Source organism: Pseudoalteromonas sp. SR45-6 (genome assembly GCF_014163545.1).
Taxonomy (GTDB): Bacteria; Pseudomonadota; Gammaproteobacteria; order Enterobacterales; family Alteromonadaceae; genus Pseudoalteromonas; species Pseudoalteromonas rhizosphaerae.
In genome coordinates this window covers 161,032-177,463 of sequence record NZ_JACJDM010000001.1, presented here as the reverse complement: position 1 = coordinate 177,463, position 16,432 = coordinate 161,032, and the positions used below count along the sequence as shown (strand labels likewise).

The window sequence follows — 16,432 nt, the reverse complement described above, 5'->3', positions numbered from 1 at the left end:
GTACAGCGATAAGCTAAACCTTTATTGTAATAAATGAAGGTTCTATGAGCGAAAATAACTATCCAATAGGTACTCAAGGCACGCCTTGGAATGATAAAGATAAACAGTGCTGGTTTAACCTACAAACGATTAAACGTAGCTATCAATCTGAAGTTGTAACTTTAATCAACGAACTGGATAATGATTTCGAGGTTGAGCAATATGGTGCGCTCAGTTTTGATCCTACTCGCTACCCTCTTTTTATTATTAAATCAAAACAGTGGGCATCGAATAAACCGAGCATATTGATCACCGGTGGCGTACATGGCTATGAAACAAGCGGTGTTCATGGCGCATTACATTTTATGAAAACGCTAGGTATGAAATACGCTAAAGAGTTTAACTTACTGGTTGCTCCTTGTATTAGCCCGTGGGGATATGAAACCATTAATCGCTGGAACCCAGCAGCCATAGATCCAAACCGTTCGTTTTATTCATCAAGCCCAGCACCAGAGTCAGCAGCACTAATAAATTATATTAAAGCACAAAATATACCTTTATTAGCGCATATTGATCTGCATGAAACAACTGACACTGACAACAGTGAGTTTCGCCCTGCACTTGCGGCTCGTGATGGCAAAGTGAACACTAATTGGAATATTCCTGATGGTTTTTATCTTGTCGCTGATAGCAATAAACCTGAACCGCAATTCCAAAAAGCGATTATTGACACTGTTGCTAATGTGACTCAAATTGCCCCCAGTGATGAAAACAATCAACTCATTGGAGTGCCATTAGAACAACATGGTGTGATCAATTATGCAGCACGAGAACTCGGTTTATGCATGGGCTTTACAGATGCACAGTATGTCACCACAACAGAAGTGTACCCAGATAGTCCGACGGCAACAGATGAGCTATGTATTACAGCACAGGTGGCTGCAATTAAAGGTGCATTAGATCACCTGCTTACAAAATAATTATTGCGAGGGTCTATTGGTAATTATATTTAGGCCCTATTCTGACATTTTTAATCTGGTTATATATTATTCACTGATTAATTAATGCAAATTTATAAAAAATTAAAAAATACCTAGACTCCGCGTTTTAATTGTATAAAATTCGCGCTCTTAAATTTTCTTACAAGGAAGCACGTTGAAATTTAGCAATAAACATGGACAGGTTAGTTTACACCGCGAGCAAAATATAATCATTGCTAATTTTTGCGGGAATCTTAACGCCAGTTTAGTAACCTCATTTAGCAATGGCTTATTTGAGCAGGTTAGTCAGCTTGCCAATAAACCATGGGGATATATCAGTGATTCTCAAAATTTGTTGGCTGCAACTCCTCAGGCAGAGCAACAACTTACAGTGTTGGCCTCTGCCATGGTTCGTAATGGATGTATTGCTAGCGCTTATATTTTTGATTCAGCTATCGTAATCAATCAAATGCAACGCATTATTCAAAATGCAGGCCTTAGCGTGGATGTTCGCCATCGTCTGTTTAAATGTTTAGTGCAAGCTAAAACCTTTGTTCACCAAACAATGAACGATAATGCAGCTCAATTTCACTCTGCATAACTTAGTTACGATAAAACACACTGCTTATTGATGTATTAATACTGCTATCTTCTTCGGCTGTGATCACAAAATCAAGTTCATTGAGCTTACTTGGTAAATCATAGCCATCGGCAACCACAGTGACCGGGATGCGCTTCATTTGACCAGGCTCGACAGCTGTAAGTTGAGGGCTCTGTAACTTAGCCACATCAAGACCGGTAATCGCTACTCGGTAATGCAGTAACTGTTGTGTTTTATTAATTATTGTCAAGGTGTAAGGGTTTTCAACTAAGCCCTCATAATTTACTCGATATAATGCATTACGATCACGCAGTACTGACACTTCGATTGGCGTGCGTTGAACTAACCACGCTAACATACTGACCATTAATAAAACCGTGAGTGCGCCATAACCAACCAGTTTCAACCGGTATGGATTAGTTTGCTCGCCAGCCATCTGTTTTTCGCTTGCGTACTTGATCAAGCCTTTTTGATAGCCAAACTTATCCATTGTATCGTCACATGCATCGATACATAAACCACAGTTAATACATTCATATTGTAAGCCGTTACGAATATCAATCCCTGCCGGGCACACTTCCACACATAAATTGCAATCTACGCAATCACCTAAATCTAACGCTTTAGGATCGGCCTTACGTTTACGTGGACCACGACTTTCCCCACGCGCACTATCGTAAGTGACAAGTAATGTATCTTTATCAAACATTACAGCCTGAAACCGTGAGTATGGACAAGCAATAGTGCACATTTTTTCTCTTAAGAAACCGGCATTTCCATAAGTACAAAAGGCAAACAAAAATACCCAAAAACTAGTGATGCCCGACCATTGCAGAGTAAACATATCCCCATACAAGCTTTTAGCCGGAATAAAGTAAGCCATAAATGACGTTGCTGTAAACAATGATATGATTAACCAAGCGCTATGCTTGATTGTTTTTTTCTGCCATTTTGATAACGTCCACGCGGATTTATCTAACTTTATACGTTGATTACGTGTTCCCTCTATACGTTGCTCCACCCATGAAAACATCAGCATCCAAATTGTTTGTGGGCATGTATATCCACACCATACCCGGCCAAGCCAATTGGTAACAAAAAACAACGCAAAAGCACCTAACATAAATAACAACGCCAAGATCATAAAATCTTGGGGCAGTAAGGTCAGCCCAAAAATAGCAAACTTTTGACTCGCAACATCTAGCAATACCGCTTGCTGGCCTTTGTATGGGATCCAAGGAATAAGAATGAATGTAAGCATGAGTAACCAACCAAGGTTACGGCGAATACGCTGGAAAAATCCTTTTTGCTCACGGATATAAATAGGCCCTTCATGCTTATAGGGCTTGATGATCATATCTTCTTCTTTAATATCAAATTTCATAATAACTACTTACTGTGACGGTTAGGCCCGTAAGTTTGCAAGTTTCAGACCAAACAGAAATTAAATTAAGCAGTTGAATATTAATGAATTTTTATTTAATAAACTCGCTAAAATCGCGACATTTAGCGAGTGCCGTGATATTTAACGATTTTTACGGATCATCAACTTGCGCATTTTTGATCGTAACGTACTCTCCGGCATGCCTAATTTAACTGCCGCGCCTTGACTGCCAGAAATTTGCCAATTTGATAGTTCTAATACTGCGATGATATGCTGTCTCTGCGCTTCGTCAAGGCTCAGATCCGTGTTTAGGTTAGCGCTAGCATTGGCATCAAGTGGTTGCGATAACTGCAATACAGACTGCTTTGATAAAATAGCCTCTCGCTCTAGTACATTCTGTAATTCACGAATATTACCCGGCCAATCATAAGCTTGTAGCTGTGTTATGGCTTTTTCACTGAGTCCTTTGAGCTGTTTACCAAGACGTTTATTTAATTGCGCAATTAAATTACTACACAAATATGGAATATCTTCTTTACGCGCTTTCAGTGGTGGAACTGTGATTGGAAATACATTTAGTCGATAATATAAATCTATTCTAAAGCATCCTGACTGCACCATGGCCCATAGGTCACGATTAGTCGCAGCAATTACACGAATATTAACTTTACGTGTTTGGCTACTGCCAACACGTTCAAATTCATGCTCTTGCAATACCCGTAACAACTTACTTTGCGCTTCAAGAGCAAGCTCTCCAATTTCGTCTAAAAAAATGGTGCCATTATTAGCCAACTCAAAACGTCCTTTACGATGCTCCTTAGCCCCCGTAAAAGCCCCCTTTTCATGACCAAATAACTCAGATTCAAGTAAGCTTGGCGTAAATGCGGCGCAATTGACCTTAATAAAGGATTGCCCACTGCGCCCACTTAAGCGATGTAAGTTACGAGCGACTAATTCTTTTCCTGTGCCGTTCTCACCTAAAATCAACACAGTGCTATCGGTCGGGCTAACAAGTTTTATTTGCTCAAGCATGGTTTGAAATACGTGGCTTTTGCCTACCAAACCAGACTCTTGCCAATCTTCATTAAGTTCTGCTATCAAATAGCTATTTTGCTCTTTTAATTGCTCACTTAAGTGATTCACTTGCGCTAAAGCATCACGCAGTGCGTGCTCTGTCTGGTGTTGTTTTGATACATCGCGAAATATCGCGACAGCGCCGATCAACTGATTATTTTTATAAACGGGTGTAGATGTATATTCTACCGCAAAACAGCTGCCGTCTTTACGCCAAAATACCTCATCTTTAACATGCCGATGCTTGCCGTCAAACATAGTGCAATAAATCTGGCATTCATCTGCTGGATATGGCCGCCCGTCAGCATGACTATGATGATGGTACTGATGAATTTTTTTACCCAGCAACTCATCTGCATGCCATCCAGTCATGCGTTCAGCAGCGGGGTTTACAAATACCGCATTACCACTTAAATCAAAGCCATATATTCCCTCACCAACAGCGTTGAGTAATAAAGTTGGATCGTCTAAAAACTGTTTTATCATTGCTTACACCGAATTCGCGAAATATCGCGTTCATTATGCCTATAATGGCGAAGATTTGCACCCTAAGTGACTAAATCATACCGCTCATTAAAGCGAAACTATCCGTCGTTTTGCTTCATCATGAACCGCATCTAAAGTAACTGTAAGACTACAGCACTCATTATTAATCAATTGAAAATAATATTAATAAATACCCAACTATCATCAAGGAAAAGTTAATCAACTTGTAATTTTACTATATTAGCTTTGCAAATATGTATTAACTGCAGTGTCTGCACACTTCTTATTTAATTATTGCATAATCTTTGCTTACAATTTCATCTCTGGTAGTAGTTACATTCTTGGTTGTAACCGATTAAACTCAAAAAAAACAATATTGTAGGGATCACATGTCGTTAATTATTAACAACCTTGAAAAACACTATAAAACGGTTACTGCGGTTAATAAGCTGTCATTTGATGTGCAACCAGGAGAGATTTTTGCTTTACTTGGCCCCAATGGTGCGGGGAAATCATCATTAGTAAAAATGATCGTTGGTTTTTCCTCTCCAGATAGTGGCTCTATTCAACTCAATGATGCAGGACAAGCGTATTCATCTATTCCGGCACATTTACTGGGCTATCTACCAGAAGACCGAGGCCTCTATCCAGAAAAAACAATAAAACAAAATCTACAATTTTTTGCAGCATTACACGGCGTAAAAGATAGCGAATTTACGCAGCGCTGTGACTATTGGTTAGCTAAATTTAATTTAACCGCACGCTTGAATGACCCCTTAAAATCACTTTCTAAAGGGAACCAACAAAAAATCCAATTGATCACTGCAATTTTACATAAGCCCAAATGGGTAATTTTAGATGAGCCATTTTCTGGCTTAGATCCTATTAATCAGGAATTAGTTGTTGAATTTTTAGCGCAATTAAAACAGCAAGGCATGACCGTTATTTTAAGTGCACATCAGATGGCGATGGTAGAAAAACTTGCTGATCGGGTATTGCTATTAAATCAAGGTGAAAGTGTTTTATACGGCAAACTCAGTAATATACTTCAAAGCGCGCAAAATAATAGTATTCAAGTCGTATTCAACGATCCAATTAATCAAACTTACTTTGAGCAACTATGTGAACATTATTGTGTTGAGCAAATAAAAGCACAGCAACTAACTATCACCCTAAAGCAACACCAATCACTTAACCAGTTACTTCCTCAGTTAATCAGCATCGGGGAAATATGTGAACTCAAAAATAAAGCTCAGTCACTGCATGCAATTTATTTACACGCAGTAGCTGAGCATAACGCTAAACTGGATCAAGGAACGACGCTATGAATAAATCATCGCTTACACAGCAACAGCTCTGGATTGTTGCAAAATGGGAGTTCTTGCATTTTTTTAAATTAAAACAAGAAATTATTTCGAAGTTGATCATGCTCGCTATTGCTGGAGTTATTTATTTTTTTGCCACTGCAAACAGTCAACTTGAACAAGGTTATCATTTAGCAACCAACCTCGAGTTTAGCGTCAAAACAGAGCCTACATCGACACAATTTAAGTTTACCAAACATGATGATTTAACTGCCATCATTGCAAATTTAGCTGAGGATACTGGCTATGATGGCGTACTTAAGTTTGACCAAGCGACTCACTCATATACGTTAATAACGGCTGTAAAATCAGCATGGCAAACAACATTGCAATCGCTCCTTAGAGCGCAATTGCAACAAGCTCAATTTGATAGCTTAGGCTTAAGCGAGCAACAACGACTAGGATTGACGAAAAATATTTCAATTGAACATAGGGTACTTGACGAGCTTTTGAAAAATCAAGCTGATCGTAGTCAAACATACACAGCATTTGGGGTACTGATATTATTATTTGTTGCGATGTTTGGGATCTTTGGCCAACTCTTTGTCAGTATTACCGGTGAAAAGCAAAACCGCGTAACGGAGCAATTGCTAGCCACCATGACACCACAAACATGGATAGATGGTAAGCTACTTGGGCAAATATTACTTGCAGTAAAAACCATGATTGGCACCTTGCTATCGATTATTTTATCGATGCTATTTTTTACTGTTATCATTAAACAACAAGCCCTCAATTTAGACTTTATTAATTGGTCATTACTGCCTTGGTTGTTAGCCTATGCGATTGTAGGTCTTGGCATCTGCGCTGCATTTATGGCTGCGATCGCAGCGGGTATTGATGATCCTAATCACAGTAGTAAAAGTGCCTTAATGATGCTGCCATTGGCACCTATTGTGATTGCATTTTTTGTTATCGATGCACCAAACAGTGTTTTAACAATCGTGCTTAGTTACTTGCCGATCACGGCATTTGCGGTTATGCCGGTGCGTATGTCATTAGTTGAAATACCAATTTGGCAAGCACTCTTATCCCTGCTTCTCAGTATTGGCTGTTTTTATTACTTACGTGTATTTGCCGCTCGTATTTTTAAAATGGGTATGAATATGTACGCAAAAGAACCGAGTTTAAAGGCTATGTGGTTGAGTATCTTTAAATAACAAAACATATAGGCAGATAGCGTTGCGTTATCTGCTATTTAATGATTGTGAGTTTTGCTATTTATAAAATCAGTGAGAGCAAATAGCACACCTGATATCACAAAAGTAACATGAATTATTACTTTCCACATCAATTCATCACTTGAGTGACTAGTAGAGCTTATAAACACCTTTAACAGTTCGACTGCAGAAATGGCAACAATTGCGCTGATCAATTTCATTTTAAGACCAGAAAAACCTACTTTACCCATCCATGCAGGGCGATCTTCATGATTACCAATATTTAATTTAGAAACAAAATTTTCATAGCCACTAAAAATAATTATTAATAATAATCCTGCCAGTAATGCGGTATCAACCAAGGTCAAAATACCCACCAGTAGTTGCTCATTAGTAGCGCTAAATGTATTTATCGCCATTTGATACAGGTATTTAAAAAACTTCAAAAGTAACAGTACAATTGCAACGAGTAAGCCTATAAAAAAGGGAGCTAGTAGCCAGCGGGCTCGAAAAATAAAGCTTTCAACAAACTGTTCTAGTTTAGATGCAACACGAGGTGTGGTGTCAGGTAGTTGGCTTTGAGACATAATTATTCCTAAATTGATAGCTGGCGTAAGATAGCATTGATTAACATAAGTTTCTCATTATTTTACCGTCTCTTATTACATTATATTTGTCTTTACGATAAAAATATTTCGTTATCTTTTATTGTCATTTCGTTTAAGAATCACTTACCAACAGCATGTTGCTTGATTGGATCACTGTTGTTTTTGAATATAAAACAGCAGTCACTACATTTTTTAGGAATACACGAATGAAAAAAGCATTGCTAGCGCTTATCGTAGCGCCATTATTTGCAGTTTATGCAACTTTTGCTGTTGCTGACGATGCTGTTGAAGCTTCCGCCGAAACAATTAAAGAATACACTGAGATGTGTTTAAACTGGGCTAAAGACGACGACATCAGCAATGAAGAGCTTAAACCATACGTACTAAAGTGCGTAAATGATGAACTTGAATCAGAAGGCTATAAAAAAGTCACTGACGTAAAAATCTAACGTCAAAAATGCCTCTAAAGGCATAATTTTTGATATAAAAAAACCGGAATTGACACAAGAGTGTGCATTCCGGTTTTTTTGTTTTCAGAGCTTAGTATTCTACTCAGCGTCCTTTTTTGTTTTTGCAGCGGCTTTTTTAGGTGCGGCTTTCTTGACTGTTGCCTTTTTAGCGGCTGGTTTTTTCTTAGGTGCGGCTTTCTTCTTTGCCTCTTCAACCCACTTTCCTGCATTGAAATGTGCAGTCCAGCCTGTTGCTTTACCGTCAACCTCAGTCATTACATATTGTTCTTTATTCTTACGGCTATAACGAACAATTGCTAAGTTACCATCAGGATCTTTTACTGGTGCATCAGCTAGATAATAAAACTTAGGTGAAATACGATCTCTAAAACGCTGTAACTCTTCCACTTTAGGGGCACGAGTTTCACGTGATTTAGGGAAGGTATTCGCTGCTAAGAAAATACCTGCAGCGCCGTCACGTAGCACAAAGTATGCATCAGATTTTTCACACTCTAACTCTGGTAACTGAACAGGGTCTTCTTTTGGTGGCGCTGCTTCGCCGTTACGCAGTAATTTACGGGTGTTTTTACACTCATCATTACTACAGCCAAAGTATTTACCAAAGCGCCCTGATTTAAGCTGCATATCTGATGAGCATTTATCACATTCAATGATAGGGCCATCATAGCCTTTAATTTTAAACGTGCCCTGCTCAACGACATAACCCTTACAAGCAGGGTTATTACCACAAACATGTAATTTACGAGTTTCATCTATCAGGTATGAATCCATTGCCGTTTCACAAATTGGGCAACGCTTCATTTGCATCAATGTTTCGGTTTCGACATCTTCAACGTCAGCGGCAACCGCTTCATCACCTGACACTAAGTTCATAGTGGTAGTACAACGTTCTTTTGGCGGTAAATTATAGCCTGTACAGCCTAAGAAAACGCCAGTAGAAGCTGTTCGAATACCCATTTTTCTGCCACATGTTGGACAGTCAATATCAGTTTCGACCATTTCATTTTTACGCATCCCACCTTCATCTTCTTCACCACTGGCTAAAGTCAGTTGTGTAGAAAAATCAGCGTAAAACTTGTCAAGTACCTGTGTCCAGACACGCTCACCTTCAGCGATATCATCTAACCGGCCTTCCATTTTTGCAGTAAAGTCAAAGTTCATCAGATCAGTAAAGTTCTCAACTAAACGATCGGTGACAATTTCACCCATTTTTTCTGCAAAGAAACGACGGTTTTCAACACGGACATATCCACGATCTTGTATCGTTGAAATAATTGATGCATAGGTAGATGGACGACCAATACCACGTTTTTCAAGTTCTTTTACTAAACTCGCTTCACTAAAGCGTGCTGGCGGCTTAGTAAAATGCTGTTTTGGATCAAGTTCAACAAGGCTTAATATCTCGCCTTCTTTAATAGCTGGTAGTGATTGATCTTCTTCGTTCTTTTTTCGAACTGCTGGTTGTACTTTAGTCCAACCATCAAAACGTAACACCCGTCCTTTGGCTCTTAATTGGAAATCGGCGGCAGTAACAGTTAATGTTGTTAAGTCATATTCAGCAGGGACCATTTGACACGCAACAAATTGACGCCAAATTAATTCATAAAGCTTTTTAGCATCCGGGTCTACGCCATCTAGGTGACCAGATAATACAGTAACACTTGAAGGACGGATCGCCTCATGCGCCTCTTGTGCATTGCCTTTTGAACTATAACTAATAGCTTCTTTTGGTAAATACTTATCACCAAACTGCTGCGAAACATACTCGCGACACATTGCAACTGCATCTTTCGACAAGTTGGTTGAGTCAGTTCGCATATAGGTGATATAACCTGCTTCATACAAACGTTGCGCTAACATCATGGTCTTTTTAACGCCATAGCCTAAACGCGTACTCGCAGCTTGTTGCATTGTTGAAGTAATTAGTGGCGCACTAGGACGACTTTTACTTGGCTTTTCCTCAACACTAACAACTTTATATTCAGCTTGCTCTAAAGATGCAGTAGCTGCCATAGCTTGCGCTTCATTGACTGGCTTAAAGGCTTTATCACCTTGTTTGAACACCTCTAAACGAAGTGCCGACTCGGTATTTTTCACATCGGCATGAATATCCCAGAACTCTTCAGGAATAAACGCTTTAATTTCACGCTCGCGCTCAACTAACAAACGTACTGCGACAGACTGTACTCGTCCAGCGGATAAACCACGGGCAACTTTTTGCCACAATAATGGCGATACCATAAAGCCTACAACACGATCTAAAAAGCGACGAGTCTGCTGGGCATAGACCATGTCGGTATTTAGCTCACCAGGGGCCTCAAAGGCGGCCTGAATGGCATTTTTAGTTATCTCATTGAATACGACACGCTTATACTTTTCTGGCTCTCCACCGATAATTTCTTGCAGGTGCCAAGCAATCGCTTCTCCTTCCCTATCCAAATCCGTTGCGAGATAGATTTGGTCAGCGTTTTCAGCGAGCTTTTGTAATTCTTGAACAACTTTTTCTTTACCTGGTAATACTTCGTAATGTGGCTCCCAGCCTTTATCTGGATCAATCCCCATTCGAGCTACTAAATTTGTATAATCACGCTGTTTTTTGTACGCGGCCTTTTCTTCTGGTGCCATTTTACGTACTTCTGCAGGTGTTTTTACAGCAGCCGTTTTGGTTTTGCCTGAACCGGAGGTAGGAAGATCTCGTACATGCCCAATAGAGGACTTGACGATAAAATCGTTTCCTAAATATTTATTAATTGTTTTAGCCTTAGCAGGAGACTCTACAATTACTAGCGATTTGCCCATAGTTGCCTATTTCTAACCAAGTATTTTAAATGTGTTTTGCCCATTTACGGGCGCGAATATTTATAGGTATATCTACAAACACCAATTGTTACAAGCTTTTAATACAAACTTTTCTGCTTTTAATGAATAATTAAACAATTATTGTCGTTAATTTAGACAAAACGGTGTTTTAAGGTATTTGCAGTGGAATATATAGAATAGCAACAAAAATGCCAACCTTATGGTTGGCATTTTTTAAAACTAAACAATCTTAAGGTACTTTTGGATCATCTCTAACTGATACAGATAAAGATGAAACTAATCCTGATGGTGCTGTTGTTTTAATTTCTAAAAAGCCACTTGTGATATCATTGCGATTATCTGCAGGCTCACGACCAAGCGCAAATGATAAGCTAACCGGAACCCGACTCGTTGTATTCGGGAAGGCATAATTTTCTGGCTCGCCACTGAGTACACCATTATCCGTTAATATCGTTACTCCTGTACCTACAGGCAATGGATTATTAAATATATCAGCAATAAACACGGTCAAATTAATACTCTCTTGGCCGGTAGCTGACGTTAAATCCACTTCAGTTATTTGACACATTTTTTGGCTAGTTAAATCATTTTGTACCTTACGTACTAAGTTACTATTTATGTCACTATTAACATGTACTTCTGTAGCAGTTACGCCTTGTACATCAGTACATTCGTCGGCATATGTTACCAATCTAAAGTGAGCGTTATCACTCGACATTACGATCTCTTGATTTTGAAATACATTTATCATTTCTCGTGTACATATACCTGCTGCATCATCTTCTGGGCGACACAATAAGCCATTGTATAAACCATTTTGTTGAGTCCACTGGGCATTGCCATCAAAATCTATAAATTCCTCAAATTCATCCCCTGCAGAATTAGCCGCAGAGCACAGTTCAGCTGCGGTTTCACAATTTTTTCCACCAAATGTTCCATCTTCATTATTATCAATAAAGGCTTCTGGCTTATCAAAAAGATCATCAAAGAAGTCTTCTTCATCAAAATAACCATTGCCATTTAAATCAGAAAATGTTTCTTCACCTATAGCATAAGCGAGTACCGTTGCTCTCCCGCCTAAAGGTAAGTCAAACGCTGTATTATCATTATTTTTAATACCAAGCGGACATGGTAGTCCACTATCGCATTTATCTGCGATAGTATTTCCGTAAAAGCTGCGAGTAATTCCGCCCTCAACTATAAACTCAGCAAACGGCCGTGGGTTGCTACTACGCCACTTAACTGAACATCCCCCGTTAGATGTAGTACAACTGGGCTCAATAACCCCACCTTCGGTAATAAAACTAACCGCAGTTCCATCGGGCACTGGATTGTTAAAATGGTCAGCTAAGCGAACATTAACATCGACTTCAGTGCCATCAACATTTAAACCATGCACATTAAATTGCGAACGAGATAGTGAAAAACTATTTTGGTCAGCAATACCAGTGCTGACCACTAAAACATCAGATGGTGCTGTTACAATTACATTCTCACCATCAACGTTTTGCTCACTGGAAGCTATCACTTTGACTGGCGTTGGCACTACTCCTGATTGCACAACAGTTTGTACTACACCATCAGCATCAGTGAAACCTGATAACTGACCTAACTTCAATCCACCGACTTCCGTTGCTAACTTAAAGTTTACAGTTCGAGCTGGGAGTACATTGCCATTTTCGTCAATTAACCTAAAGCGAACAACAGAGGTTTCTTTTCTGTTTGCGCCGCCGGTACCTTTAAGCGCAATAACTGGTTCAGATACATCTAAAAACTCTAAAGAGCCAACATTTGCAGCAGAGACGTTCACTACCGTAGAAGCAGAAACAGTATTACCACCAGTAATAACTGTTGCTGTTATTAAGTCAGCGCCAACACAACCTTGTGCTCTATATGTTGAACGCGCAACACCACCGATACTAGTCACACTGGCATCTATAACAGCTAGGCCTGCATCAACACAACCTGATGTAAACTCAACAGATAATGGAGAAACGAAGGTTTCTCCATTTTTGCTCAGGTTTACTGAGATTAAAGCGGTTGAACCTGCTGATAAAACTTCTGATTCTGCCAAAGAACTATTGATACTAACATCAACATCTACTGCTGATATTTGAAATGCTTTTTTTATAGAGCTTTGAAGAACAGTAACTGTTATCTCGCCTGCACCTACATCCCTTCCAGGCACAAGGTCCAATAGTGCGATACCATTCTCATTTGATATAGCAGTACCAGTGCTTGGTGAAATAGCGCCAATAGTCGTCGTTGCAGTTACAAGAGTTTGTGCTAATGGCGTTGTTGATCCTTGCTTTGTTAATTCAATAAACACGATTGCTGCATCTTCGCCCGATATGCTCGTTGTTTCCTCGCATAAGTTAGGGTCTCGCGTCGTTCTAAAATCAGATTGGCAATTAATCAAAATTTTAAAAGCGATATCAGCATTATTTTGATTTGGGTCTATCGCATCCCCCCGAGTATAAAAGCCAATGGAAGACTCTACAGCTTCATATTGGGCTGTTATAAGCCCCGCCCCTTCAATAGTTCCTGTCGTGATATTGAGCGTAGCGACACCATCTTGATTTGTAAGTGCAGTGCCCGAGCTTGGCAGTAAACTACCAAGCGTCGAGGTAAAACTCACCACTCTATTGACTACGGGGTCACCATTTGAGTCTGTAACTCTTGCTTTGATAATACCGCTCTGCTGTGCATTAATTTCATTCGTGTCAGATAAGTTTACAGATGAAGTAAGGCTTAAATTGACATTAAAGTCTTCTGACACGCCTTGAACTGGAGCATCACCCGCAGCAGTATAAGTATAAGCATTCGAATTAATAACTTGCTGCGACTCAGAAAGATAACTAGCAGAAATGTTACCTGCTCCCGCTTCAGAACCTGTAAGTAAATCAAGTTTAGCAATACCTTCGCTGTTGGTCATAGCGGTACCATTTGAAGGGTTTAGAATACCAAAACCTGACACATTAAATTGTATTAGCTTAAAGGCCGCCGGCTGTTGATTTAATAGCAATTTAGCTTGAGCTACTGATGGTTCTGAAAAAGTAACGTTTCGTGTTGCGGTGTTATCTGATGAAAGTAAAGTAACAACCAAATCTGCTGAGGCACTTGCGTCTATGAGGGTCTCAAAGCTAAATGGTTGTGAAGTTATTGTTTCCCCATTATGAGTATACGTTGCTGTTGCTTCTCCAGCTCCGATGACATCACCAGCGGATAATTCAACCGTTGCTATACCAAGGTTGTTAGTTAAAGCCGTTCCAGAAGAAGGCGTTATTTCACCTATATTGTCAGCTAGATTAAAAGTGATTCTAACATTCGATAAAGGCTCTCCTTGTTGCTTTAATGTTGCTTGTAAATCCAGACTATTCAAAGTAGTAACTGTATTAGTAGGCTCTGCAGTTAATTGAGATAGTCCTTTCAAACTAAGTGTAAATGCACCTTGGTTACTTTCTCCTTGCCCACCCGTAGATGTAAAAGCAAAACTGCTATTAACATTGATGTCATTGCCGGTGTAAGTCGCCGTTATCTCACCAGCGCCTGCTTGTAGTCCAGCTGAAAGCTCAACAGTGGCTATCCCTTCGCTATTGGTAAGTGCAGAATTTAAATTTACAGCACCTATATTATCAGCCAAGGTAAAAGTGATTCTTTGCCCACTTGCCGGCTCATTATTTTTTAATAGAGTTATCTTTATATCTATCGGATCAGCTTCGGTTACTGCATTAATAGTTTCATCGCTTGCTTTTACGTAACCCTGAACAGATAAGGTATAAATGGGATCAGCAGTAGTACCATCATCAATTGTTCCACCGTCCTTTTCAAGTGTTCCACCGCCACCACACGCGGTGATAAAAAAACTCAACAGTATGACACTGAGCCATCGCATTAAAGGCATTGCCCTCTCCCTAGCGTTTGTAATTAATTATTTAAATATAAAATTTACCCAATATTAACCTATATCAAGCTTTAAAATCACAACTTTTATTACTTTTTTATGGTTTTTTTCAACAATATTTTTTTTCATATTTAGCGATTTTTTCTGTATAAAAATCTGCATGCTGGTAGGCTATGGCAAATTTATAAAAAATAGATTGTTACTATGTCAAAAATCCGTTCAATGAGTTTAACCACCCGTATCATGATAGGTATGTTTCTGGGGGTTGCTGTAGGCTTCATTTTCCAAGCAATATTAGCTGGCGAAGACGATTTTCTAATCCCACTTGGATTATTCTCTTTGCCAATTAAGAGCTTTTTTGTTGATGGTTTATTTCATATTGGTGGACAAATATTTATCGCCAGTTTGAAAATGTTAGTTGTACCGCTGGTATTTGTATCACTTGTTTGTGGTACATGTAGCTTAAGTGACCCGAAAAAATTAGGCCGTTTAGGCGGTAAATCAATCGCTCTTTATCTTATTACTACCGCAATTGCAATTACGGTTGCGATTACCTTGGCATTATTAGTTAATCCAGGGGAAGGGATTAACTTACCTTCTGAAGCGACTTATAGCGCAAAAGAAGCACCAACTCTTGCACAAGTAATCATTGGCATGTTCCCAACCAATCCAATTGATGCCATGGCAAGCGGCAATATGTTACAAGTAATTGTATTCGCATTGCTATTTGGTATTGCAATGGCTCTTGGCGGCAGTGCTGGTAAACGAGTAGCGGTTGTTTTTGAAGATTTAAACACCGTGATCTTAAAGTTAGTTACCTTATTAATGAATGTGGCTCCTTATGGGGTGTTCTGCTTAATGGCGAAGCTATTCACTACTATCGAGTTGAACTTGATAGTCAGCTTAGCTAAATATTTTGGTGTTGTGGTGGCTGCATTATTTTTCCATGCATTTATTAATTACAGTTTATTACTGAAATTTTTAACTGGATTAAACCCGATTATCTTTTTGAAAAAAATGAAGCATGCCTGTTTATTTGCATTTAGCACTTCAAGTTCAAGTGCAACAATGCCTATTACACTTGAAACAGCCACTAAAAAATTAGGGGCAAAAAATTCAGTTGCGTCATTTACAATTCCACTCGGTGCCACTATTAACATGGACGGTACAGCAATCATGCAAGGTGTGGCTACGGTATTTATTGCACAAGTCTTCAGTGTTGATCTAACAATTTCAGATTACTTAATGGTAATTTTAACCGCCACTTTAGCGTCTGTAGGCACCGCTGGTGTTCCTGGCGTAGGCTTGATCATGCTTGCCATGGTCCTGAATCAAGTTGGTTTACCTGTTGAGGGCATTGCCATCATTATTGGCGTTGATAGGTTACTTGATATGACTCGTACGGCGGTCAATGTCACAGGCGATTGTATGGTGACATGTGTGGTTGCTAAATCTGAAGGTGAACTAGATGAGGCAGTATTTAACGACCCAAATGCAGCCAAAGACTTAGAGGATTATCACAAATCAACTGACTAAAGTTGTCCGTGTATAAATGAAAAAACCCGCAAATTTGCGGGTTTTTTTATCATTTAATAACGGAAA

At 39.3% G+C, this 16,432-nt stretch carries 11 protein-coding genes; 6 read left to right on the top strand and 5 right to left on the bottom strand.

Annotation, left to right across the window (positions count from 1 at the left end; genetic code table 11):
- Positions 1-44: 44 nt before the first annotated feature.
- Together H5158_RS00865 and H5158_RS00860 are read left to right on the top strand one after the other, a co-directional pair.
- Positions 45-959 (top strand): M14 family metallocarboxypeptidase, encoded by a 915-nt coding sequence (locus H5158_RS00865; RefSeq protein ID WP_182739247.1) that lies wholly within the window; start codon positions 45-47, stop codon positions 957-959.
- A gap of 175 nt (positions 960-1,134) precedes the next feature.
- Positions 1,135-1,560, top strand: coding sequence for a hypothetical protein (locus H5158_RS00860; protein WP_182739246.1), 426 nt, complete (start codon positions 1,135-1,137; stop codon positions 1,558-1,560).
- Position 1,561: 1 nt separating this feature from the next.
- On the opposite strand, the gene ccoG is transcribed toward H5158_RS00860, so the two are convergent.
- Entirely contained in the window at positions 1,562-2,944 is a 1,383-nt protein-coding gene (ccoG, locus tag H5158_RS00855; protein WP_182739245.1) for a cytochrome c oxidase accessory protein CcoG, read from the bottom strand.
- 141 nt (positions 2,945-3,085) lie between these two features.
- The gene (locus tag H5158_RS00850; RefSeq protein WP_149981042.1) at positions 3,086-4,504 is read right to left on the bottom strand and encodes a sigma-54-dependent Fis family transcriptional regulator; all 1,419 of its coding nucleotides are present in this window, start codon (positions 4,502-4,504) and stop codon (positions 3,086-3,088) included.
- 389 nt (positions 4,505-4,893) lie between these two features.
- Here H5158_RS00850 and H5158_RS00845 point away from each other — a divergent pair, with 389 nt between their 5' ends.
- Complete coding sequence (locus tag H5158_RS00845) at positions 4,894-5,832, top strand: ABC transporter ATP-binding protein (protein ID WP_149981041.1); 939 nt, start codon at positions 4,894-4,896, stop codon at positions 5,830-5,832.
- On the top strand, positions 5,829-7,028 hold the full coding sequence (locus tag H5158_RS00840) for an ABC transporter permease (RefSeq protein ID WP_182739244.1): 1,200 nt from the start codon (positions 5,829-5,831) through the stop codon (positions 7,026-7,028). The genes H5158_RS00845 and H5158_RS00840 overlap by 4 nt, the downstream gene beginning before the upstream one ends.
- A gap of 38 nt (positions 7,029-7,066) precedes the next feature.
- On the opposite strand, the gene H5158_RS00835 is transcribed toward H5158_RS00840, so the two are convergent.
- Positions 7,067-7,615 (bottom strand): TIGR00645 family protein, encoded by a 549-nt coding sequence (locus tag H5158_RS00835; protein WP_145233766.1) that lies wholly within the window; start codon positions 7,613-7,615, stop codon positions 7,067-7,069.
- A gap of 227 nt (positions 7,616-7,842) precedes the next feature.
- Between H5158_RS00835 and H5158_RS00830 the strand changes: the two genes are divergently transcribed.
- A complete protein-coding gene (locus H5158_RS00830) occupies positions 7,843-8,085 on the top strand; it encodes a hypothetical protein (protein WP_149981038.1) in 243 nt (80 codons plus the stop codon).
- A gap of 99 nt (positions 8,086-8,184) precedes the next feature.
- On the opposite strand, the gene topA is transcribed toward H5158_RS00830, so the two are convergent.
- Together topA and H5158_RS00820 are read right to left on the bottom strand one after the other, a co-directional pair.
- Entirely contained in the window at positions 8,185-10,905 is a 2,721-nt protein-coding gene (topA, locus tag H5158_RS00825) for a type I DNA topoisomerase (RefSeq protein ID WP_182739243.1), read from the bottom strand.
- A 250-nt stretch (positions 10,906-11,155) separates the two neighbouring features.
- Positions 11,156-14,830 (bottom strand): Ig-like domain-containing protein, encoded by a 3,675-nt coding sequence (locus tag H5158_RS00820; protein ID WP_182739242.1) that lies wholly within the window; start codon positions 14,828-14,830, stop codon positions 11,156-11,158.
- Positions 14,831-15,034: 204 nt separating this feature from the next.
- Between H5158_RS00820 and H5158_RS00815 the strand changes: the two genes are divergently transcribed.
- On the top strand, positions 15,035-16,366 hold the full coding sequence (locus H5158_RS00815) for a dicarboxylate/amino acid:cation symporter (protein ID WP_182739241.1): 1,332 nt from the start codon (positions 15,035-15,037) through the stop codon (positions 16,364-16,366).
- Positions 16,367-16,432: the final 66 nt, after the last annotated feature.

Bases quoted from the DNA above. Each gene is read 5' to 3' on its own strand.
- H5158_RS00865 (WP_182739247.1), top strand. From the start codon at position 45: ATGAGCGAAAATAACTATCCAATAGGTACTCAAGGCACGCCTTGGAAT.
- ccoG (WP_182739245.1), bottom strand. From the start codon at position 2,944: ATGAAATTTGATATTAAAGAAGAAGATATGATCATCAAGCCCTATAAG.
- H5158_RS00850 (WP_149981042.1), bottom strand. From the start codon at position 4,504: ATGATAAAACAGTTTTTAGACGATCCAACTTTATTACTCAACGCTGTT.
- H5158_RS00845 (WP_149981041.1), top strand. From the start codon at position 4,894: ATGTCGTTAATTATTAACAACCTTGAAAAACACTATAAAACGGTTACT.
- H5158_RS00840 (WP_182739244.1), top strand. From the start codon at position 5,829: ATGAATAAATCATCGCTTACACAGCAACAGCTCTGGATTGTTGCAAAA.
- H5158_RS00835 (WP_145233766.1), bottom strand. From the start codon at position 7,615: ATGTCTCAAAGCCAACTACCTGACACCACACCTCGTGTTGCATCTAAA.
- H5158_RS00830 (WP_149981038.1), top strand. From the start codon at position 7,843: ATGAAAAAAGCATTGCTAGCGCTTATCGTAGCGCCATTATTTGCAGTT.
- topA (WP_182739243.1), bottom strand. From the start codon at position 10,905: ATGGGCAAATCGCTAGTAATTGTAGAGTCTCCTGCTAAGGCTAAAACA.
- H5158_RS00820 (WP_182739242.1), bottom strand. From the start codon at position 14,830: ATGCCTTTAATGCGATGGCTCAGTGTCATACTGTTGAGTTTTTTTATC.
- H5158_RS00815 (WP_182739241.1), top strand. From the start codon at position 15,035: ATGTCAAAAATCCGTTCAATGAGTTTAACCACCCGTATCATGATAGGT.